The following is an 18,830-nucleotide window of genomic DNA, read 5'->3' as shown; positions in this document are numbered from 1 at the left end:
AGCCAAATCCACTTTGACCTGAATCAGAGTCGGCGCGGCCTCCCTGGCCTGCAATGCCCGGTTAAAAGGAGCTGGAGCCGTCCGGAATGACCGGGTTACAGGCCCTGCATCATCTTGCGCACACCGGCCACATGCCGACGGCTGACGATCAGCGCATCACCATTGAGACCTTTGAGGAACAGCTGGAAATGCCCCAGCGGCGTGCGTTGCAGACGTTCGATACGGTCGCGGGCGACCAAGGCGTTGCGGTGGATACGCACGAAGCGCTCGCCGAATTCGTCTTCGAGAGCCTTGAGTGGCTCGTCGAGCAGCACTTCGCCGGCCTCGTGGCGCAAAGTCACGTATTTATGATCGGCAATGAAATAGACCACCTGATCCAGAGGGATCAGTTCGATGCCTTTGCGGGTGCGCGCACTGATGTGGCTGCGCGGGCCGGTGCCACTTTCGGCAGCGGGACGGGTCAGGGCCGAGAGTTGCGCCCGGTTGGGACGTTCAGCCCGTTTCAGGGCGTCATGCAGATGTTCAGTTCGCACGGGTTTCACCACATAGCCCACGGCGCTGGCCTGCAGGGCTTCCACGGCAAATTCATCGGGGCTGGTGCAAAACACCACGGCCGGCGGCGTTTCGCGTTCGCACAGACGGGCAGCGACCTGCAGGCCATCAAGGCCTGGCATACGGATATCGAGCAGCACGATATCCGGCTTGTGGCTGTCGATCAGTGCCAACGCCTCTTCGCCATTCGTGGCGCTGGGCTCCAGAACTGTATAACCCTCGAGCTCGCTCACCATTCGGCTGAGGCGCTCGCGAGCCAGTGGTTCGTCATCAACGATCAGGACATTCATATTGCGCTGGATTCCTGCGTGAGTCTCGCACAAGGATAGCGTAGACAGGTGAAGTGACGTCCGTCACCGCGATCCACGCTAAGACTAGCCCGAGCGCCAAAAAGTGCCGTACGTCGGCCAGCAATATTTGCCAGTGTCCGGGTCGTACTGCTCAAAGCCCGCTGTTTCCTGCGTTTCTCACGGGGTTTGCCGAAGGACAAAACACCCACCCCCTCTTCTTATAGTCGGCGGCCAGACCTTTGCGCGATCCGGAGCCGCGTCGACCCTTATGTCCAACTGTAGACGCTCGCCGGGCCGATATTGCTCAATCGAAAAATATCCTTGCGCAAAACCTCCGGGGCCAGCGGCGACTATGGCGCACACAATGAGAAAAAAACGTATCGACCAGTGTCAGCGACAGGATTGGCAACCCTGTTATTATCCGCGCCAGCGTTTCACGCCTTCTTTCTTCAAGCCGATACGAGCGAATTCATGAGCACTGACAAGACCAATCAGTCCTGGGGCGGCCGCTTCAGTGAACCCGTCGACGCCTTCGTCGCCCGCTTCACCGCCTCCGTCACTTTCGACCAGCGCCTGTATCGCCACGACATCATGGGCTCGATCGCCCACGCCACCATGCTGGCCAAGGTCGGCGTGCTGACCGATGCCGAGCGCGACAGCATCATCGATGGCCTGAAGACCATTCAGGGCGAAATCGAGGCCGGCCAGTTCGACTGGCGCATCGATCTCGAAGACGTGCACATGAACATCGAAGCACGCCTGACCGACCGCATCGGCGTCACCGGTAAAAAGCTGCACACCGGGCGTAGCCGCAACGACCAGGTCGCCACCGACATCCGCCTGTGGCTGCGTGACGAGATTGATCTGATCCTCGCCGAAATTACCCGCCTGCAAAAAGGCCTGCTGGAGCAAGCCGAGCGCGAAGCCGCGAGCATCATGCCGGGCTTCACCCACCTGCAGACGGCGCAGCCGGTGACTTTCGGGCACCACATGCTGGCCTGGTTCGAAATGCTCAGCCGCGACTACGAGCGTCTGGTCGACTGCCGCAAGCGCACCAACCGCATGCCACTGGGCAGCGCCGCGCTGGCTGGCACCACCTACCCGATCGACCGTGAATACACCGCGCAACTGCTGGGCTTCGACGCCGTCGGCGGCAACTCGCTGGACAACGTCTCCGATCGCGACTTCGCCATCGAATTCTGCTCGGCCGCGAGCATCGCGATGATGCACTTGTCGCGTTTCTCCGAAGAGCTGGTGCTGTGGACCAGCGCGCAATTCCAGTTCATCGATCTGCCGGACCGTTTCTGCACCGGCAGCTCGATCATGCCGCAAAAGAAAAACCCCGATGTGCCAGAGCTGGTGCGGGGCAAGACCGGCCGCGTGTTCGGCGCACTGATGGGCCTGCTGACCTTGATGAAGGGCCAACCGCTGGCTTACAACAAAGACAACCAGGAAGACAAAGAGCCGCTGTTCGACGCCGCCGACACCCTGCGTGACTCGCTGCGGGCCTTTGCCGACATGATCCCGGCGATCAAACCCAAGCACGCGATCATGCGTGAAGCGGCGCTGCGTGGCTTCTCCACCGCGACCGATCTGGCGGATTATCTGGTGCGTCGTGGTCTGCCGTTCCGTGATTGCCACGAGATCGTTGGTCACGCCGTGAAATACGGCGTGGACACTGGCAAGGATCTGGCCGAGATGAGCCTGGAAGAACTGCGCCAGTTCAGCGATCAGATCGAGCAGGACGTGTTTGCCGTGCTGACCCTGGAAGGCTCGGTGAATGCCCGTGACCATATCGGCGGCACTGCGCCGGCGCAGGTCAAGGCTGCTGTGGTTCGCGGTCAGGCGCTGATCGCCAGCCGCTAAAAGCCAAAAGCTTCGCGAGCAGGCTCGCTCCCACAGATTCTGCGTCGAACACGTAATCGTGTTTCAGCACATAACTCTGTGGGAGCGAGCCTGCTCGCGAATGCGATCTTCAGAACAGCAAAAAAATCACTTCTTGGCAGCGATCATCGCCAAAAACGCCGGCATCGCCGCTTCCTTGTCCGCCGCAATCTTCTGCACATGCGGATTCTGCTCCAGCCGTTCCAGCAACGCCTTCGCCTGCGGCATCTCCGCCAGCAAATCGATCCCGAACAGCTTCTGCCCGACCGCACAGGCCAGCGGCACGCTGTAGAAGAAATACAAATCGGCAATGCTCAGACTGTCGCCCGCCACGTACGGGGCGAATTTGCCGTGACGGCCCAGCGCAGCAAAACCCAGTAGCAATTCAGTCTTGGTCTTTTCCTTGATCGCGTCCGGCAAGGTCATGCCGAAGAACGCCTCGCCATAGCAGGCACGCCCAGGCAACTCGATGTACAGCTCGATTTCCTTGGCAATCGCCAACACCTGCGCGCGCTCGAATGGATCGCTTGGCAGCAGCGGTGTGCCTTTCTGGGTCTGCTCGAGGTATTCAAGGATGATCGCGGTTTCGTTGATAAAACCGGCGTCTACACCGAGCACCGGCACTTTGCCGCGCGGGCTGATGGCCAGTGATTCAGGGGTCGACGTCGGGTAGAACGTGACCTCTTCGAACGGCAGGCCTTTTTCCAGCAGCGCCAGCTTGACCATGTTGTAGTAGTTGCTGACTGAGAATCCGTAGAGCTTGAACATCACATAGCCTCCAGGCCGTGCGGGGTGGGCAGGGCCTGTTTATAGATCGCACAGGCGAATCGCGCCAGCAGCATCACCCCGCGGAATGCGGGTAAACTGGCGCCTTTCCATGAGGAGCCTGCCATGAGCGAGCCGACAGACATCGACAACGACGACGAAGAGTTCACCGAGGCTACGTTGATCGAAGCCATCGAGAACCAGATCGAAAGCGACAACCCGCCAGCGGCCAAAGCGACGTTCAACAAGCTGACCTTGGTGGGTGTGGAGCGCGAAGAGATCCTCAACCTGATGGCGCACGTGCTGGCCTGCGAGATTGACGCGATGCTCGATGAAGACCGTGCGTTCAATACCGAATGGTACGAAGCGGCGCTGCGCGCACTGCCAGAGTTGCCACCCGAAAAGCAGTAACAACACATTCCCCCCTGTGGGAGCGACGGTGCGACGATTCGACTTGCTCGCGAAGGCGTTTTATCAGTCAACTTATTTGCTGAATGACACACCGCTTTCGCGAGCAGGCTCGCTCCCACACAATTTGTCACCCATCCATCCAGCCAACTCTCCGGCCCCGACTACACTGGAATCCGCCTCAAGACAAAATCCCTGATCTGAGCACTGGACATGCCGCAAAAGCGGGTTCACCTTAGGGACGCTGTCGTCCAATTCCTAGAAAGTCTGGAGTCCTTATGTCGCTTACCCCTGAGTTGGTTGCCGAACTGGAAGTCCTCGCACTCTTTCCCCTGGACAGTTCCCAGGAAGGTTTGAAAATTCATCAGACCGCTGCCCCGAAACATATTTCTGCCGCCAAACGCCTCTTTGAAAAAGACCTGACGGATCAGCCCGATGGCGGGTATCTGACCAGCCTCGGTCGCGATGCCGCACAAAATGTGCAAACCGTGCTGACCATTCTGAGAGAGCAGGAAACCGCCTGATCCTTCCCGACTTTGCCCACGGGAACTCCTGCCACGGGATTTCCGCGGGCCTGCCCGGCCTCCCGCGATATAAATCTGACGTCAAAAAACAAATTCAGCTTAAAAGTCCCGCTGCGCTAAGGCTAAACTGCCTGACATTCCGAGACCCTCTACGTCCGAGCCTGCGAGCCGGTTTGAGCTGACATGACGCGCACCCACGAAATCCGCCCCGACCTGGACGAAGGCATTGACCGCAAGGTCCTCAGCCAACTGCGCGCGCGTTTTCTCAAACTCAATGAAGGCCGCCTCGGCCGCGCCCTGGAAGGTTTGTCGACGCGCCAACAGAGCGTGTTGACGCTGTTGCCGCTGTTCTTCCACGTCAACCATCCGCTGCTGCCGGGTTATGTCTCGGGCAGTACGCCGGCCGGTCTGTCGAATTACGAGCCGGACACCAATACGCTCGCCGAAGCGCAACGCCTGACCCGTTCGTTCTCCTACAAGCCGCGTCACGGCAGCAACCCGCCACGACCGATCCACGGCCTGTTCCTGATGGGCAGCCTTGGCACGCTGGCACAGGCCGATCAGAGCGACATGGACGTGTGGGTCTGCCACGCGCCTGACTTGAGCGAAAGTGAACTCAGTGAGCTGAGCAAGAAATGTCAGTTGCTCGAAACCTGGGCTGCGAGCCAGGGCGCCGAAGCGCATTTTTTCCTGATCGACCCGGAGCGCTTCGTCAAAGGCGAACGCGACACCCAGCTCAGCTCGGAAAACTGCGGCAGCACTCAGCACTATCTGTTGCTGGACGAGTTTTACCGCACCGCAATCTGGCTGGCCGGGCGCACGCCGATCTGGTGGCTGGTGCCGGTTTACGAAGAAACCGCCTACGACCTCTACACCCACACCCTGCTGTCCAAGCGTTTCATCCGCGCCGACGAAACCCTCGACCTTGGCCACCTGGCGAGAATCCCGCCAGGCGAGTTCATCGGCGCCGGGTTGTGGCAGTTGTTCAAAGGCATCGAGTCACCGTACAAATCGGTGCTCAAACTGCTGCTGACCGAGGTCTACGCCAGCGAACACCCGCAGGTGCAGTGCCTGAGCCTGCGCTTCAAAAAAGCCGTGTTCGCCAACCAACTGGATCTGGATGAACTGGACCCGTACATGGTCGTGTACCGGCGTATCGAGGAATACCTCACCGCGCGTAACGAGCCGGAGCGGCTGGAACTGGTGCGCCGCGCGCTGTACCTGAAGGTCAACCGCAAGCTCACCGGCAACAGCCGCACCCAGAGCTGGCAACGCACGTTGCTGGAACGGCTGGCCAGCGAGTGGCATTGGGATCAGCGACAACTGACCCTGCTAGACAGCCGCAGTCAGTGGAAAGTCCGCCAGGTCAGCGCCGAACGCCGCGCGCTGGTCAATGAGCTGAACTACAGCTATCGCTTCCTGACCCAGTTCGCTCGCACCGAGCAGACCGTCAGCCTGATCAACAAGCGCGACCTCAATGTGCTCGGCCGCAGGCTCTATGCCGCCTTCGAGCGCAAGGCCGACAAGGTCGAGTTCATCAACCCCGGCATCGCCCCGGATCTGGCCGAAGACACCCTGACCCTGGTGCAGTCGCGCAACAAGAAGGAGCCGGGACAAACCCAGTGGGGCCTGTACAACGGCAGCCTGACCGCATTGGAGTGGGAACACTTCGCGCCAATCAAGCGCAGCCGCGAGTTACTGGAGCTGTTGACCTGGTGCCACCGCAACGGTGTGATCGACAGCAGCACGCGCCTCGCTTTGCATCCCGGCACCAGCGACCTGAGCGAGTTCGAGCTGTTCAACCTGCTCGGCAGCCTGCAGCAGTGCATCGCCCTGCCCTTGCCCACCGTCGCGGAAGAACCGCTGCTGTGCGCCGCGGTGCCGAGCGAAGTGTTGATTCTGGTAAACGTCGGGATTGATCCGCTCAAACATCACCGCGACCTCAATATCCTGATGACCACCGAGCGAACCGACTCGCTGAGCTACGCCGGTGTGCGCGAAAACCTCGTGCTGACGCTGGATCAGGTCACGCTCAACAGCTGGAACGAAGTACTGGTCAACCGCTTCGACGGCCCGCATGCCCTGCTCGACTGCCTGCGCGATTACCTCAACAATTTGCCACGCGGGCCATCGCAGCCGTCGCTGAAGGTGCGCTGCTTCTGCCACAACCGCGCGCAGTTCATTGCCCGTCGGGTTGAAGAAATCATCGACACCGCGCAGAACCTGCTGCTCAGCGAGTTGAATCACCGCTATCTGATTCAGGTGCAGCAGCATTATCACGTACTGGAATTGGTGCCGGGCCAGGTCAACCACGTCGCCCTCGCCACCCTGCCGGCGCTGGTCGATTACCTCGGCGAGGAACAGCCGCGCTACAGCCCGCTGCACCTGGACCCGATGGCGCTGGAGGAACACGACCTCGCGCTGATCCTGCCAATGGGCCAGCCGGAGTGCATTCAGGTGTTCTACCGCATTACCGAACAGCAAGCCGAGCTGTACGTATTGGATGAATTCAATGCGCTGTGGCAGCAGCATTTGCCGTACCACGACGAGCAGAGTCTGCTGGTGCCGCTGCAGCGCTTCCTGCAATCGATCCTGTTCCGTCGCGAAGCCGTGTTGCCGATGGATGCCGGCCCGGGTGCCCGTCTCGAAACGTTGTATTACCAGTTATTGCCTTCGGGGCCGGGACGCGCACGACGGGTCGAAGCGCGGCCGGCACCGCAGACGCCGGTGAACAAGCCGTTCTACGACGTGCAGGCGATCGTCGGCAAAGCCGCACCGGGCGAAGTGCAGGTCACTCTGTACTGCAATCAACGGGAATTCAGCGAGCTGGAACATGGCGACCAGCTGTTCAGCGTGGTCGCCCGGGAGATCGTCGAGCAGCGCCGCGACAGCGAACGCTATCGCTGCTACATCACCGACCTCGACCTCTCGGGCCTGCTCGGTGACGGGCAGAGTTCAAGCAATCTGTATCTGCGCTACAAGGCTGACCTGGAGCGCGCCCTGAACGAGGCACTCGAACAGGTCTGAGGCGGATTACTCGGGAAACGCGCCACCGTTGGCCGGTTGCGATTCGACTTCCAGCAAAGTCAGTTTGAGGGTCTTGCCACCGGGTGCCGGCCAGTCAATGTGCTGACCGACCTTCAGGCCCAGCAACGCGCTGCCGACCGGGGCCAGAATCGAGATCTTGCCTTCATCGGCGTTGGCATCCTTTGGATAGACCAGCGTCAGGTGATAGTCCTTGCCACTGCCTTCTTCGCGGCAATGCACACGGGAATTCATCGTCACGACATCGGCGGGCACTTCATCGTGGCCGACCACGGTATCGGCGCGGTCCAGCTCGGTTTGCAGCGCAATCACGCCCGGCAGCGTGTCATCCAGGCTGTCGATCAGGCGTTCCAGACGTTGCACGTCCAGACGGGTAAGGGTGATGGAAGGTGCGGTCATGATCCGGGCAGACTCCTTTCTTCTGCACACAAAAAAAGCAAAACCCCGCCAAAAAAGACGGGGTTTTCACCAGGCCTCGATGGGTTGAGGCGTGTTCGGACACTATCACAGCTCAAAAAATATACAAGTCACGCCCCGCCGCACTGTTTGCGCTGCGACGCCTGCGCGCAAATTACCCGTCGCCGCTCGTCGTCCGCCGAACGCCATTCGCGAATGTCCTCGACATGACGGAAGCAGCCGAGGCAGACCTTTTGTTCGTCGAGTCGGCAAACGCCGCTGCACGGCGAGGGCACGGCCGGGCTGATGTTGCTGTAGAGCGGCTTCGGTGGACGAACAGGAGCGGTGTCGGTCACGGAATCACAGACCTTCGAAGTCGAATTCAGCGCCAGCCTGCTGCTGGACGATGCGCTCGAGCATTTCGCCCAATTGCTCTTCGCTCTTGTCGCACATCCAGCGCTCGCTTTCTTCGTCGTAGTCGAAGTGGAAACCACCGGACACCGCCGCCAGCCACAGCTGACGCAGCGGCTCCTGGCGGCTGAAGATCAGCTGCGAGCCGTTTTCGAACTTGACGGTGAGCACACCGGCCGAGTTCTCCATGTCGATATCCAGATCACTTTCGTCAAAGATGTCTTCCAGTTTTTCCTGGGTTTCATCGACCAGATCGTGAAAACGGGCTTCGGACAAACTCATTGCGGCAACCTCAAAAAATGTCTGATCAGGCTCAAGCGCCGAAAGATACGGACGCTGCCGGCCGATTGCAAAGATTAACGACCAAGCACCTGCCGGCCCAGTAACACCGAACCCTGTGGGAGCGAGCCTGCTCGCGAATGGCCGGCACATCCAACATTATCGCTAGCTGACACTCCGCTATCGCGAGCAGGCTCACTCCTACAGGAGATTGCGGCGGTTCGGGCAGCTTTGGGCGAGCCCCGCCGGACGGGAACCCCCTCGCATAGGCAAGCTGCCGGGTGGCCGGTATACTCCGGCGCAATTAACGCATTTTCAAGGATTTCGCCATGAAGCGCCTGATCTCTTCCCTTGCTGCGCTCGTCGCGGTTGCCTGCCTCGTTTCGGCCTGTGGTCAAAAAGGCCCGCTGTACCTGCCGGATGACGATCAGGACCCGGCCGAGCAAGCCCAGTCTTCGCAGAAGCAACCGTCCAAAGCACACAAGCACGACGTTTACCAATAAGGGATCGCCATGGACGCTTTTAACTACCGTGGCGGGGAACTGTTCGCGGAAGGTGTGGCGCTGTCCGCCATCGCCGATCGTTTCGGTACGCCTACTTATGTGTACTCGCGCGCGCATATCGAAGCTCAGTATCTGGCTTACGCCGATGCCTTGGCCGGCATGCCGCACCTCGTCTGCTTTGCGGTCAAGGCCAACTCCAACCTCGGCGTACTGAATGTCCTGGCCCGTCTCGGTGCCGGTTTCGACATCGTTTCCCGTGGTGAACTGGAGCGTGTACTCGCCGCTGGCGGCAGTGCTGACAAGATCGTCTTCTCCGGTGTCGGCAAGACCCGTGACGACATGCGTCGCGCACTGGAAGTCGGCGTGCACTGCTTCAACGTCGAATCCACCGACGAGTTGGAACGCCTGCAAGTGGTCGCCGCCGAGCTGGGCGTTCGCGCCCCGGTATCGCTGCGGGTGAACCCGGACGTCGATGCCGGCACCCACCCGTACATTTCCACCGGTCTCAAAGAGAACAAGTTCGGTATCGCCATTGCCGACGCCGAAGACGTGTACGTACGCGCCGCGCATCTGCCGAACCTGGAAGTGGTTGGCGTCGACTGCCACATCGGTTCGCAACTGACCACCCTGCCACCGTTCCTTGATGCCCTCGACCGCCTTCTGGATCTGGTCGATCGTCTCGGCGATTGCGGCATTCACCTGCGCCACATCGATCTCGGTGGTGGTCTGGGTGTGCGTTATCGCGATGAAGAGCCGCCATTGGCTGCCGACTACATCAAAGCCGTACGCGAGCGTCTGAACGGTCGTGATCTGGCGCTGGTGTTCGAGCCGGGCCGTTTCATCGTTGCCAACGCCGGCGTGCTGCTGACTCAGGTCGAGTACCTCAAGCACACCGAACACAAGGATTTCGCCATCGTCGACGCGGCGATGAACGACCTGATTCGCCCGGCGCTGTATCAGGCGTGGATGGACGTCACGGCGGTCAAACCGCGTGACACCGCTGCGCGCAAATACGACATCGTCGGCCCGATCTGCGAAACCGGTGACTTCCTCGCCAAGGATCGCGAATTGGCCCTGGCCGAAGGCGATCTGCTGGCCGTGCATTCGGCCGGCGCCTACGGTTTTGTGATGAGCTCCAACTACAACACCCGTGGCCGTGCCGCTGAAGTGTTGGTAGACGGTGATCAGGTTTTTGAAGTGCGTCGCCGCGAGACCGTGGCCGAGCTGTTTGCCGGCGAAAGCCTGCTGCCGGAGTAAGCCATGCTGCTGCGTTTTACTAAAATGCACGGCTTGGGCAATGACTTCATGGTTCTCGACCTGGTCAGCCAGCACGCGCATATTCAGCCGAAGCACGCCAAGCAATGGGGCGACCGCCATACCGGCATCGGTTTCGACCAGCTGCTGATCGTCGAGGCACCGAGTAACCCGGACGTGGATTTCCGTTACCGGATCTTCAATTCCGATGGCTCGGAAGTCGAGCAGTGCGGCAACGGTGCGCGCTGCTTTGCGCGCTTCGTGCTCGACAAGCGTCTGACCGCGAAACGACAGATTCGCGTCGAGACCAAGGGCGGCATCATCGAACTGGACGTGCGTAACGACGGCCAGATCGGTGTGAACATGGGCGCCCCGCGTCTGGTGCCGGCGGACATTCCGTTCGAAGCGCCGGCGCAGGCCATCAGCTATCAGCTGGAAGTCGACGGCACCACGGTCGAACTGGCTGCCGTGTCGATGGGCAACCCGCATGCGGTATTGCGCGTGCAGGACATCAACAGCGCACCGGTGCATGAACTGGGGGCAAAAATCGAACACCATCCGCGCTTCCCGGCGCGAGTGAATGTCGGTTTCCTCCAAGTCATCGACCGTAACCGTGCGCAGTTGCGCGTGTGGGAACGCGGCGCCGGGGAAACCCAAGCCTGCGGTACCGGCGCGTGTGCAGCGGCTGTCGCTGCGATCAGCCAGGGGTGGATGGATTCGCCGCTATTGATCGACCTGCCCGGCGGGCGTCTGTCCATTGAATGGGCGGGCCCTGGCCAACCGGTGCTGATGACCGGTCCGGCAGTGCGTGTATACGAAGGACAAGTACGTCTTTGAGTGAGCAGAAACCATGACCGATAAGCCTCAGGTACCCGCCCGACAGTCCGACGAATCAGCGTCCGAAAGCCTGGAGGCGGCAGCGGTTGCTGCGTACCTTGAGGCGCATCCGGACTTCTTCGTCGAGCACGAAGAACTGCTGCCCGCCCTGCGCATTCCTCACCAGCGCGGTGATACCGTTTCGCTGGTCGAGCGGCAGATGACCATTCTGCGCGACCGCAACATCGAGATGCGTCACCGCCTCTCGCATTTGATGGACGTCGCCCGCGACAACGATCGCCTGTTCGACAAGACCCGCCGCCTGATTCTTTCTCTAATGGACGCCGCCAGCCTGGAAGACGTGGTGATCAGCGTCGAAGACAGTCTGCGCCAGGATTTCCAGGTGCCTTTTGTCAGCCTGATCCTGCTCGGTGACAACCCGGCACCGGTCGGTCGCTGGGTCACTCACGCTGACGCCCAAGTCGCCATCGGCGGCTTGCTTACCGAAGGCAAAAGCGTCAGCGGCAGCCTGCGTGAGCATGAACTGGACTTCCTCTTCGGCGAAGAACAGCGCAAGCAGATCGGCTCCACCGCCGTGGTCGCGGTCAGTCATCAAGGCATCCACGGCATTCTCGCGATCGCCAGCCGTGATCCGCAGCACTACAAGAGTTCGGTCGGCACGCTGTTCTTGAGCTACATCGCCGAAGTCATGGGCCGCGTGCTGCCACGGGTCAACAGCTCCCTGCGCTCGGTACGCTGAACATGGAACGACAACTGGACGCTTACTGCGAACACCTGCGCAGTGAGCGGCAGGTGTCGCCGCACACGATCTACCATTACCGACGCGACCTCGACAAAGTGTTGGGCTGGTGCGTCAAACAGAACATTGGTAGTTGGGCCGCGCTGGACACACAGCGGATGCGGGGCTTGATCATTCAACTGCATGGCAAAGGCCAATCCTCCAGCAGCCTGGCCCGGCTATTGTCGGCGGTGCGTGGGCTCTATCGGTACCTGAACCGCGAAGGTTTGTGCGAACACGATCCTGCGAACGGCTTGTCGACACCCAAGGACAAACGTCGGTTGCCGAAAGTCATCGACACTGACCGCGCCCTGCAATTGTTTGAAGGTGCAGTGGAGGACGATTTCCTAGCCCGACGGGATCAGGCGATTCTTGAGCTTTTCTACTCCTCGGGTTTGCGCTTATCAGAGCTGACAGGGCTTAACCTTGAACAACTCGACCTCGCCGATGGGATGGTTCAGGTGCTCGGCAAAGGCAGCAAGACTCGCCTGCTTCCAGTGGGGAGAAAGGCGCGTGAAGCCCTAGAGCTATGGCTGCCCTTCCGCGCCATGGCCAACCCGGTAGACGATGCGGTATTTATCAGCCAGCAAGGTCGGCGCCTAGGTCCTCGTTCGATCCAGCTAAGAGTCAAAGCGGCAGGAGCGCGGGAACTGGGACAAAACCTACACCCGCACATGTTGCGACACTCCTTCGCAAGCCATTTGCTGGAGTCTTCCCAAGATCTGCGAGGGGTGCAGGAACTGCTAGGCCATTCGAATATCACGACCACCCAGATCTACACCCACTTGGACTTCCAGCACCTTGCAACGGTCTACGACAGTGCCCACCCACGGGCCAAACGCATGAAAGGCGATGATTCATGAGCATCCAGTTGATCACCTTCGACCTCGACGACACCCTGTGGGACACCGCGCCAGTGATCGTCAGCGCCGAAGCGGTATTGCGCGAATGGCTGAGCGAACATGCGCCGAACCTGGGCGCGGTGCCGGTCGAAGATTTGTGGGCGATTCGCGAGCGTGTATTGGCTAACGAACCGGGGCTCAAGCATCGGATCAGCGCGCTACGTCGGCGGGTGTTGTTTCATGCGATGGAAGACGCTGGATATGCCCATGGCCAAGCTACCGACCTGGCGGACAAGGGTTTTGAAGTATTTCTGCATGCGCGGCATCAGATCGAAGTGTTCCCTGAAGTCGAGCCGGTGCTGGAGATCCTCGCCAATCACTACGCGCTTGGCGTAGTCACCAATGGCAATGCCGATGTGCGCCGGTTGGGGCTGGCGGACTACTTCAAGTTTGCGTTGTGTGCGGAAGATATCGGCATCGCCAAACCGGATGCCCGGTTGTTCCACGAAGCCTTGCAGCGCGGTGGCGCCACGGCCGAAACCGCCGTACATATCGGCGATCATCCGGGCGATGACATTGCCGGCGCGCAGCAGGCGGGGTTGCGGGCGATCTGGTTTAACCCGGCGGGTAAGGTCTGGGAAGCGGATCGCCTGCCGGATGCCGAGATTCGCAGCCTGAGCGATTTGCCAGCCGTACTCGCGCGCTGGAATGCCTCCTCGAACTGATCTACCACCCCCCTGTGGGAGCGAGCCTGCTCGCGAAGGCAATCTGTCATCCAATATTGATGTTGACTGACCCGCCGCTTTCGCGAGCAGGCTCGCTCCCACAAGGGAATTGCGTTCACTTCAATTGCGGAATTCCAGGCATGAAAAAGCCCGCAGCGACGGCGGGCTCTTTCAGCAAGCAAGCGGCACGCCTCAGATAGGGCGGCTGCCGTACTTGTTGTCTGGCTTCTTCGGCGGATCGGCGACCACGTTGGCCTCCACTTCCTGAACCTTGCCGCCACGCGACAGGAACTCTTCCATGGCCTTGGCCAGGGCGTCGCGTTCCTTGTTCTTGGCTTCAATGCTCGGCAACTCGTCTACCGACACCGCAGCCTTGGCTTTGCCTTTGGCAGCCGGGGCCGGCGTATCGTCGCCACCATCGTCGTCAGCAACGTCTTCCGCTGCTGCTTCCAGACCTTCCTCGGCCTCGTCTTCGTCGCCTACTTCGAGGTCGTCGTTTTCCAGATCATCGTCGCTCATGTTCTACCTCATGACTTGCGAAAAGCAGATTAGTTATAGACCAGCTTTGGCAACTGTCGAAAGTCGCCGTTAAAAAATCAGTAACCATTGGTGACCAACGGTTTATGCCCCTTCACCGTGCAAGGTGGCGAGGACTTTTCGGGCACCGCCATGATCACGGTGCTCGCCCAGATAAACGCCTTGCCAGGTTCCCAGTGCCAGACGACCTGCCGAAACCGGCAGACTGATCTGGCAGCCAAGCACGCTGGCCTTGAAGTGCGCCGGGAGGTCGTCCAGGCCTTCGTCGTTATGCTCATAGCCGTCTGTTCCTTGTGGGATCAGACGATTGAAAAATCGTTCGAAGTCGCGACGTACCGCCGGATCGGCGTTCTCGTTGATGGTCAACGACGCCGAGGTATGCTGCAGCCACAAATGCAACAGACCGACCCGGCACTGCCTGAGTTCAGGCAGGCCAGCGAGTAACTCGTCCGTTACCAGATGAAAGCCCCGGGGCCGTGCCCGCAGGGTTATCAGAGTCTGTTGCCACATACAGTTCTCCGCACGTTCGGGGCGCATTCTAGCGCGCTCTGGGAAAAAACAAAGGCCCTAATATTCGCTCAATGATGTAAGCCATTGGCCGGTGAAAAACCGCCGTCGTAAACACGACTAAAGGCGTACGAAAAATCCTTTCAGCCTGTCGCTTAATGACAAATCCCGGACAAAAAAATGCCCGGCGAACCGGGCAATTTTTTCAGTGCGCGTACTTACAGGTTGTAGCCGCGTTCGTTGTGTTGTGCCAGATCGAGGCCAACCGACTCTTCTTCCTCGGTCACACGCAGACCCATGACGGCGTCGAGGACCTTGAGGATGATGAAGGTGACGATCGCGGTGTAGATCACCGTGAAGCCCACGCCTTTGACCTGAATCCACACTTGCGCACCGATGTCGGTGACGGTGCCGAAGCCACCCAGAGCAGGAGCTGCGAATACACCGGTGAGGATCGCGCCGAGAATACCGCCGATACCGTGTACGCCGAAGGCGTCCAGGGAGTCGTCATAACCGAGCTTGCGTTTCAGGGTGGTGGCGCAGAAGAAGCACACCACACCTGCGGCCAGACCGATGACCAGTGCGCCCATCGGGCCCACGGTGCCAGCTGCTGGAGTGATCGCTACCAGACCGGCAACTACACCCGATGCGATACCCAGTGCACTTGGCTTGCCGTGGGTGACCCACTCGGCAAACATCCAGCCCAGTGCGGCGGCAGCGGTAGCGATCTGAGTGACCAGCATCGCCATGCCGGCGGTGCCGTTGGCCGCCGCAGCGGAACCGGCGTTGAAGCCGAACCAGCCGACCCACAGCATCGCCGCGCCCATCAGGGTGTAACCCAGATTGTGCGGAGCCATCGGGGTGGTCGGGAAGCCTTTGCGCTTGCCCAATACCAGGCAGGCAATCAGACCGGCCACACCGGCGTTGATGTGCACCACGGTGCCGCCGGCGAAGTCGAGTACGCCCCAGTCCCACATCAGGCCGCCGTTGCCGGACCAGACCATGTGCGCGATCGGTGCATAAACCAGGGTGAACCAGATGCCCATGAAGATCAGCATCGCGGAGAACTTCATCCGCTCGGCGAACGCACCGACGATCAGCGCCGGGGTGATGATCGCGAAGGTCATCTGAAAGGTGATGAACACCGCCTCAGGGAACAGCGCCGCAGGGCCGGTCAGGCTCGAAGGCGTGACACCGGCGAGGAACGCCTTGCCCATGCCGCCGAAGAACGAGTTGAAATTGACGACGCCCTGCTCCATACCGGTGGTGTCGAACGCAATGCTGTAGCCATAAATGACCCACAGGATGCTGATCAGACCGGTAATGGCGAAGCACTGCATCATCACGGAAAGAATGTTTTTCGAGCGAACCATGCCGCCGTAAAACAGCGCCAGGCCGGGGATGGTCATGAACAGCACGAGGGCTGTTGAGGTGAGCATCCAGGCGGTATCGCCGGAATTGAGGACCGGGGCCGCCACTTCGTCTGCCGCCATAGCAAGGCCGGGCATTACGATAGACAACAGGGCTCCTAGCCCTGCGAATTTACGCAGAGTCATATTGTTTTCTCCTGGGGCGTTGGGGTTTGTGGCGGCGCTTAGATCGCGTCGGTATCGGTTTCGCCGGTACGGATGCGAATCGCCTGTTCCAGATTGACCACGAAGATCTTGCCGTCACCGATCTTGCCGGTGTTGGCCGCTTTGGTTATCGCTTCGATAACCCGATCCAGATCCTTGTCGTCGATGGCCACGTCGATTTTCACCTTGGGCAGAAAATCGACCACATATTCCGCGCCGCGATACAGCTCGGTGTGACCCTTCTGCCGGCCGAAGCCTTTGACTTCAGTAACGGTAATGCCCTGCACGCCGATTTCGGACAGCGACTCGCGCACGTCGTCCAACTTGAACGGCTTGATGATGGCAGTGACTAGCTTCATGAAAACTCTCTCCCGAATTGGTGGACTTGCCCCAGGAAAACAAACCCGACTCAAGTCTAAGCGCAGTGCCTGGCTTTGTAACGCATCGTCGGCCGTACCTGCCCGACTGACGCCAGCTAACCGCTGCCGACGAAACTCCCCGCTCCGTCTGCCGCACTGCATTCGTCACAGCGACTGCATCAGTGCATGGGTCGAAGGTGACTAAGCAGAAACCTTGCCATCTCGCCAAAAACCTCTGATTTCAATCCCTTGGCCTCTGTCGCACGCCATCCCGTGCAAAACCCCATCCGGATACGCACAACAACGGTGCGTCGCCATCCGTCCGCCTGCGCGAAAAGCGTGCATCCCTGACCACGAGATTGACTATAGACACTGCGTGATACACTGCCGGCCATTGTTTCCAGGACATCCACCATGCTCGCGCCCAAAGACTTCCTCGACGCCCTGAGCGGCACCGCTTCCCGCCTGTTCAACGGCGACACCCCGCTGCCAAAAGCCGAAATCGAAAGCCAGTTCAAGATGCTGCTGCAGAGTGCGTTCAGCAAACTCGACCTGGTGAGCCGTGAAGAATTTGATAGTCAGATGGTTGTGTTGGCGCGTACTCGCGCTCGACTTGAAAGCCTCGAAGCCAAAGTCGCCGAGATGGAAGCGAAGCTGACGCCGCCCGCTGAATAATCCGCGCCCCCTGTAGGAGCTGCCGAAGGCTGCGATCTTTTGATCTCCAGCCCTTCAACCATCCCGGCAACGTCCTACAACCTGCACCACCGCCGTCCGATTGCGCCGAAAAGCCCAGGTTTCTAAGCTCACCCGATGCTGAATGTTCAGCACCGGGTTTGGCGACCCGAACAGCTTAAGGCGCACGACAACCATGATGGCGGCTACATTTACCGCCACATCGTTTCATGGCGGTTGTGCGTGGGAGACCTTCGGGTCTGCCGGGTTCCTTTTGCTCCGGTTCGCCAACCCGCGTACAACTGCCACCCAATCGTTTGGCGACGATTGAGGGCAGCCCCTTAAGCAAGAGGAACTGCTCCATGAATCAAGAAGAGACTTATCTAAGCCCGCACATCTTCACCCGCCACAAACTCCCCCTCCACGCCCTTCTCATCCAGAACCAACCCTGGTTCTGCGCCCGAGACCTGAGCCGCCTGCTGCACATCTACCTCAACGAACGCATGCTGCGAAAACTCGACCCCGACCAATACCAAACCCGTAAAACCCTGATCCACAACCAGATCGAAAACACCCTGCTGATCAGCGAATCAGGCATCTACGCCCTCCTCGTCTACCACTACTGCCCCGAATACCGAGCGCTGCGCGAATGGCTCACCCACCAAGTCATCCCCACCCTGCGCGACGCCCAACACCCCACCACAAGCGAACGCCCACACCTGAGCCTGCTCAGTTGGCCGGACATGACATTGAGTTTGTTGCACTGGAATAACCAGCCGTGGATACGGTTGCAGGATGTGCCGCAGATGATGGTGGAACGGGAACAGACCAAGCGCCCAATGACGGGGCCATGGTGGAAAAGAGCTTCGCGAATGCTGCAATCGCTATAAACCCGCATGCCGGAGCTGGGCCCTGCGCAAATCGTAAGTCGATTGCAGATTCATCCAGAACTCAGGCGTAGTGTTGAGATGAGTGGCAAGGCTGATTGCCAGATCGGCGCAGATCCCGAGCTGGCATTTCACAAGCTTTTCGATCTCACTTTCGGGCCATTTCGTGGGCATGGCCAGATCCATGACAGTCATGCCCAACGGCTCCATGAATTCCTTATTCAGAACCTCGCCCGGATGAATCGGGCGCATACCATTGCGGTCCATTTTTCGCCTCCAGAGGCTGCATTGAACGGCCAAACTGGAGCATCCGACTCCCGGATACAAGACCTTCACCCCCCTTTCGCCGGCGTCCTACACCTATTAGGGCATGGCCCTACAAACATCAGCGTCTGCGCCTGATTACGCGACTTTTCCTCCTTGTACTACGGTGGCCAACAAAGCATCTGTCACCCAAAAAACGAGGCCTCAATGAAAGACAAAAAGAGAAGGGCAAAGCTAGAAGAGATTGTTGGATATCACGCTGAAGCACTTCGGTTAGCCGGAGGTATTTCAGCCAATCAGCGTCATTTTATTGAGGTAGCGGCCAAGTACGGTAAAGAACTCGAACCGAATGGTTGGCTGGCCGGGGGAGGAAGCCAAGTAAGAAATCTCGAAGAAGAAAACTAATGTGGCGCCTCTACTGAACGTGGAAGGGCACCTTGGCAACATCCAGTGAAGGTTTGCCCTCGCATCCGTGTCGCCTGGATTCGCTCTCCCAACTACCCTTCAAAAACCCGCAGGAAGCGGCTCCCCGATTCA

At 59.6% G+C, this 18,830-nt stretch carries 23 protein-coding genes and 1 pseudogene; 13 read left to right on the top strand and 11 right to left on the bottom strand.

Annotation, left to right across the window (positions count from 1 at the left end; all coding sequences use genetic code 11):
• Positions 1 to 95: 95 nt before the first annotated feature.
• Together ACOYXE_RS23715 and ACOYXE_RS23710 are read right to left on the bottom strand one after the other, a co-directional pair.
• The gene (locus tag ACOYXE_RS23715) at positions 96 to 842 is read right to left on the bottom strand and encodes a LytR/AlgR family response regulator transcription factor (RefSeq protein ID WP_007911111.1); all 747 of its coding nucleotides are present in this window, start codon (positions 840 to 842) and stop codon (positions 96 to 98) included.
• Positions 839 to 979, bottom strand: a pseudogene (locus ACOYXE_RS23710) (sensor histidine kinase); the annotation flags it as partial. The gene ACOYXE_RS23715 and the pseudogene ACOYXE_RS23710, both read right to left, overlap by 4 nt.
• Positions 980 to 1,313: 334 nt before the next feature.
• On the opposite strand from ACOYXE_RS23710, the gene argH reads away from it, so the two are divergent.
• Positions 1,314 to 2,708 (top strand): argininosuccinate lyase, encoded by a 1,395-nt coding sequence (gene argH / locus ACOYXE_RS23705; RefSeq protein ID WP_007911110.1) that lies wholly within the window; start codon positions 1,314 to 1,316, stop codon positions 2,706 to 2,708.
• Positions 2,709 to 2,834: 126 nt separating this feature from the next.
• Here the strand turns inward: argH and ACOYXE_RS23700 are convergent, their stop codons facing one another.
• Positions 2,835 to 3,494, bottom strand: coding sequence for a glutathione S-transferase family protein (locus ACOYXE_RS23700; RefSeq protein ID WP_160059867.1), 660 nt, complete (start codon positions 3,492 to 3,494; stop codon positions 2,835 to 2,837).
• A gap of 123 nt (positions 3,495 to 3,617) precedes the next feature.
• Here ACOYXE_RS23700 and ACOYXE_RS23695 point away from each other — a divergent pair, with 123 nt between their 5' ends.
• The 3 genes from ACOYXE_RS23695 (at position 3,618) to ACOYXE_RS23685 (ending at position 7,450) form a co-directional block, all read left to right on the top strand.
• The gene (locus tag ACOYXE_RS23695) at positions 3,618 to 3,902 is read left to right on the top strand and encodes a hypothetical protein (RefSeq protein WP_160059868.1); all 285 of its coding nucleotides are present in this window, start codon (positions 3,618 to 3,620) and stop codon (positions 3,900 to 3,902) included.
• A 275-nt stretch (positions 3,903 to 4,177) separates the two neighbouring features.
• Positions 4,178 to 4,423: a TIGR02647 family protein gene (locus ACOYXE_RS23690; RefSeq protein ID WP_008084565.1), complete on the top strand. Its 246-nt coding sequence runs from the start codon at positions 4,178 to 4,180 to the stop codon at positions 4,421 to 4,423.
• 183 nt (positions 4,424 to 4,606) lie between these two features.
• Positions 4,607 to 7,450 carry a class I adenylate cyclase gene (locus ACOYXE_RS23685; RefSeq protein ID WP_460926730.1) on the top strand — a complete coding sequence of 948 codons (2,844 nt, stop codon included), beginning with the start codon at positions 4,607 to 4,609 and terminating at the stop codon, positions 7,448 to 7,450.
• A gap of 6 nt (positions 7,451 to 7,456) precedes the next feature.
• Here ACOYXE_RS23685 and rnk read toward each other — a convergent pair whose 3' ends face one another.
• The 3 genes from rnk to cyaY all read right to left on the bottom strand — a co-directional run bounded on the left by rnk (position 7,457) and on the right by cyaY (position 8,557).
• Positions 7,457 to 7,867, bottom strand: a complete 411-nt coding sequence (gene rnk / locus ACOYXE_RS23680) for a nucleoside diphosphate kinase regulator (RefSeq protein ID WP_007911103.1) — start codon at positions 7,865 to 7,867, stop codon at positions 7,457 to 7,459.
• A gap of 128 nt (positions 7,868 to 7,995) precedes the next feature.
• Positions 7,996 to 8,220 carry a DUF1289 domain-containing protein gene (locus ACOYXE_RS23675; RefSeq protein ID WP_080750722.1) on the bottom strand — a complete coding sequence of 75 codons (225 nt, stop codon included), beginning with the start codon at positions 8,218 to 8,220 and terminating at the stop codon, positions 7,996 to 7,998.
• Positions 8,221 to 8,224: 4 nt separating this feature from the next.
• Entirely contained in the window at positions 8,225 to 8,557 is a 333-nt protein-coding gene (cyaY, locus tag ACOYXE_RS23670; RefSeq protein ID WP_160059870.1) for an iron donor protein CyaY, read from the bottom strand.
• 326 nt (positions 8,558 to 8,883) lie between these two features.
• Between cyaY and lptM the strand changes: the two genes are divergently transcribed.
• Genes lptM through ACOYXE_RS23640 form a run of 6 tightly spaced genes read left to right on the top strand, consistent with a single transcriptional unit; the run spans position 8,884 to position 13,493 of the window.
• On the top strand, positions 8,884 to 9,057 hold the full coding sequence (lptM, locus tag ACOYXE_RS23665; protein WP_007911098.1) for an LPS translocon maturation chaperone LptM: 174 nt from the start codon (positions 8,884 to 8,886) through the stop codon (positions 9,055 to 9,057).
• Positions 9,058 to 9,066: 9 nt separating this feature from the next.
• Positions 9,067 to 10,314, top strand: coding sequence for a diaminopimelate decarboxylase (lysA, locus tag ACOYXE_RS23660; protein ID WP_064389521.1), 1,248 nt, complete (start codon positions 9,067 to 9,069; stop codon positions 10,312 to 10,314).
• A gap of 3 nt (positions 10,315 to 10,317) precedes the next feature.
• Positions 10,318 to 11,148 (top strand): diaminopimelate epimerase, encoded by an 831-nt coding sequence (gene dapF / locus ACOYXE_RS23655; RefSeq protein WP_160059871.1) that lies wholly within the window; start codon positions 10,318 to 10,320, stop codon positions 11,146 to 11,148.
• Positions 11,149 to 11,161: 13 nt separating this feature from the next.
• On the top strand, positions 11,162 to 11,887 hold the full coding sequence (locus tag ACOYXE_RS23650; RefSeq protein ID WP_008084574.1) for a DUF484 family protein: 726 nt from the start codon (positions 11,162 to 11,164) through the stop codon (positions 11,885 to 11,887).
• A 2-nt stretch (positions 11,888 to 11,889) separates the two neighbouring features.
• Positions 11,890 to 12,789 (top strand): tyrosine recombinase XerC, encoded by a 900-nt coding sequence (gene xerC / locus ACOYXE_RS23645; RefSeq protein WP_160059872.1) that lies wholly within the window; start codon positions 11,890 to 11,892, stop codon positions 12,787 to 12,789.
• The gene (locus tag ACOYXE_RS23640; RefSeq protein WP_405122667.1) at positions 12,786 to 13,493 is read left to right on the top strand and encodes an HAD family hydrolase; all 708 of its coding nucleotides are present in this window, start codon (positions 12,786 to 12,788) and stop codon (positions 13,491 to 13,493) included. The genes xerC and ACOYXE_RS23640 overlap by 4 nt, the downstream gene beginning before the upstream one ends.
• A 192-nt stretch (positions 13,494 to 13,685) precedes the next feature.
• Here ACOYXE_RS23640 and sutA read toward each other — a convergent pair whose 3' ends face one another.
• The 4 genes from sutA to glnK form a co-directional block, all read right to left on the bottom strand.
• Positions 13,686 to 14,012 carry a transcriptional regulator SutA gene (sutA, locus tag ACOYXE_RS23635; RefSeq protein WP_007920420.1) on the bottom strand — a complete coding sequence of 109 codons (327 nt, stop codon included), beginning with the start codon at positions 14,010 to 14,012 and terminating at the stop codon, positions 13,686 to 13,688.
• A 102-nt stretch (positions 14,013 to 14,114) separates the two neighbouring features.
• Positions 14,115 to 14,540, bottom strand: a complete 426-nt coding sequence (locus ACOYXE_RS23630) for a secondary thiamine-phosphate synthase enzyme YjbQ (protein WP_095049349.1) — start codon at positions 14,538 to 14,540, stop codon at positions 14,115 to 14,117.
• A gap of 215 nt (positions 14,541 to 14,755) precedes the next feature.
• On the bottom strand, positions 14,756 to 16,093 hold the full coding sequence (locus tag ACOYXE_RS23625) for an ammonium transporter (protein ID WP_034152035.1): 1,338 nt from the start codon (positions 16,091 to 16,093) through the stop codon (positions 14,756 to 14,758).
• A gap of 38 nt (positions 16,094 to 16,131) precedes the next feature.
• A complete protein-coding gene (gene glnK, locus ACOYXE_RS23620; RefSeq protein ID WP_002555808.1) occupies positions 16,132 to 16,470 on the bottom strand; it encodes a P-II family nitrogen regulator in 339 nt (112 codons plus the stop codon).
• A 414-nt stretch (positions 16,471 to 16,884) separates the two neighbouring features.
• On the opposite strand from glnK, the gene ACOYXE_RS23615 reads away from it, so the two are divergent.
• Positions 16,885 to 17,145, top strand: coding sequence for an accessory factor UbiK family protein (locus ACOYXE_RS23615; protein ID WP_008086041.1), 261 nt, complete (start codon positions 16,885 to 16,887; stop codon positions 17,143 to 17,145).
• 359 nt (positions 17,146 to 17,504) lie between these two features.
• Positions 17,505 to 18,032, top strand: coding sequence for a BRO-N domain-containing protein (locus ACOYXE_RS23610; RefSeq protein WP_460926729.1), 528 nt, complete (start codon positions 17,505 to 17,507; stop codon positions 18,030 to 18,032).
• Here the strand turns inward: ACOYXE_RS23610 and ACOYXE_RS23605 are convergent.
• Positions 18,027 to 18,296, bottom strand: a complete 270-nt coding sequence (locus tag ACOYXE_RS23605; protein WP_460926728.1) for a HigA family addiction module antitoxin — start codon at positions 18,294 to 18,296, stop codon at positions 18,027 to 18,029. The genes ACOYXE_RS23610 and ACOYXE_RS23605 overlap by 6 nt on opposite strands.
• Positions 18,297 to 18,500: 204 nt before the next feature.
• On the opposite strand from ACOYXE_RS23605, the gene ACOYXE_RS23600 reads away from it, so the two are divergent.
• A complete protein-coding gene (locus tag ACOYXE_RS23600; protein WP_160059876.1) occupies positions 18,501 to 18,698 on the top strand; it encodes a hypothetical protein in 198 nt (65 codons plus the stop codon).
• Positions 18,699 to 18,830: the final 132 nt, after the last annotated feature.

The sequence above is a fragment of the Pseudomonas sp. MC6 genome (genome assembly GCF_054790575.1).
The sequence above is the reverse complement of the archived record's forward strand: the minus strand, read 5'-3'. Positions and strand labels throughout refer to the sequence as shown.

What these genes read in the sequence shown, in the direction of transcription:
- ACOYXE_RS23715 (WP_007911111.1), bottom strand. Translation starts at nt 842, where the DNA reads ATGAATGTCCTGATCGTTGATGACGAACCACTGGCTCGCGAGCGCCTC.
- argH (WP_007911110.1), top strand. Translation starts at nt 1,314, where the DNA reads ATGAGCACTGACAAGACCAATCAGTCCTGGGGCGGCCGCTTCAGTGAA.
- ACOYXE_RS23700 (WP_160059867.1), bottom strand. Translation starts at nt 3,494, where the DNA reads ATGTTCAAGCTCTACGGATTCTCAGTCAGCAACTACTACAACATGGTC.
- ACOYXE_RS23695 (WP_160059868.1), top strand. Translation starts at nt 3,618, where the DNA reads ATGAGCGAGCCGACAGACATCGACAACGACGACGAAGAGTTCACCGAG.
- ACOYXE_RS23690 (WP_008084565.1), top strand. Translation starts at nt 4,178, where the DNA reads ATGTCGCTTACCCCTGAGTTGGTTGCCGAACTGGAAGTCCTCGCACTC.
- ACOYXE_RS23685 (WP_460926730.1), top strand. Translation starts at nt 4,607, where the DNA reads ATGACGCGCACCCACGAAATCCGCCCCGACCTGGACGAAGGCATTGAC.
- rnk (WP_007911103.1), bottom strand. Translation starts at nt 7,867, where the DNA reads ATGACCGCACCTTCCATCACCCTTACCCGTCTGGACGTGCAACGTCTG.
- cyaY (WP_160059870.1), bottom strand. Translation starts at nt 8,557, where the DNA reads ATGAGTTTGTCCGAAGCCCGTTTTCACGATCTGGTCGATGAAACCCAG.
- lptM (WP_007911098.1), top strand. Translation starts at nt 8,884, where the DNA reads ATGAAGCGCCTGATCTCTTCCCTTGCTGCGCTCGTCGCGGTTGCCTGC.
- lysA (WP_064389521.1), top strand. Translation starts at nt 9,067, where the DNA reads ATGGACGCTTTTAACTACCGTGGCGGGGAACTGTTCGCGGAAGGTGTG.
- dapF (WP_160059871.1), top strand. Translation starts at nt 10,318, where the DNA reads ATGCTGCTGCGTTTTACTAAAATGCACGGCTTGGGCAATGACTTCATG.
- ACOYXE_RS23650 (WP_008084574.1), top strand. Translation starts at nt 11,162, where the DNA reads ATGACCGATAAGCCTCAGGTACCCGCCCGACAGTCCGACGAATCAGCG.
- xerC (WP_160059872.1), top strand. Translation starts at nt 11,890, where the DNA reads ATGGAACGACAACTGGACGCTTACTGCGAACACCTGCGCAGTGAGCGG.
- ACOYXE_RS23640 (WP_405122667.1), top strand. Translation starts at nt 12,786, where the DNA reads ATGAGCATCCAGTTGATCACCTTCGACCTCGACGACACCCTGTGGGAC.
- sutA (WP_007920420.1), bottom strand. Translation starts at nt 14,012, where the DNA reads ATGAGCGACGATGATCTGGAAAACGACGACCTCGAAGTAGGCGACGAA.
- ACOYXE_RS23630 (WP_095049349.1), bottom strand. Translation starts at nt 14,540, where the DNA reads ATGTGGCAACAGACTCTGATAACCCTGCGGGCACGGCCCCGGGGCTTT.
- ACOYXE_RS23625 (WP_034152035.1), bottom strand. Translation starts at nt 16,093, where the DNA reads ATGACTCTGCGTAAATTCGCAGGGCTAGGAGCCCTGTTGTCTATCGTA.
- glnK (WP_002555808.1), bottom strand. Translation starts at nt 16,470, where the DNA reads ATGAAGCTAGTCACTGCCATCATCAAGCCGTTCAAGTTGGACGACGTG.
- ACOYXE_RS23615 (WP_008086041.1), top strand. Translation starts at nt 16,885, where the DNA reads ATGCTCGCGCCCAAAGACTTCCTCGACGCCCTGAGCGGCACCGCTTCC.
- ACOYXE_RS23610 (WP_460926729.1), top strand. Translation starts at nt 17,505, where the DNA reads ATGAATCAAGAAGAGACTTATCTAAGCCCGCACATCTTCACCCGCCAC.
- ACOYXE_RS23605 (WP_460926728.1), bottom strand. Translation starts at nt 18,296, where the DNA reads ATGGACCGCAATGGTATGCGCCCGATTCATCCGGGCGAGGTTCTGAAT.
- ACOYXE_RS23600 (WP_160059876.1), top strand. Translation starts at nt 18,501, where the DNA reads ATGAAAGACAAAAAGAGAAGGGCAAAGCTAGAAGAGATTGTTGGATAT.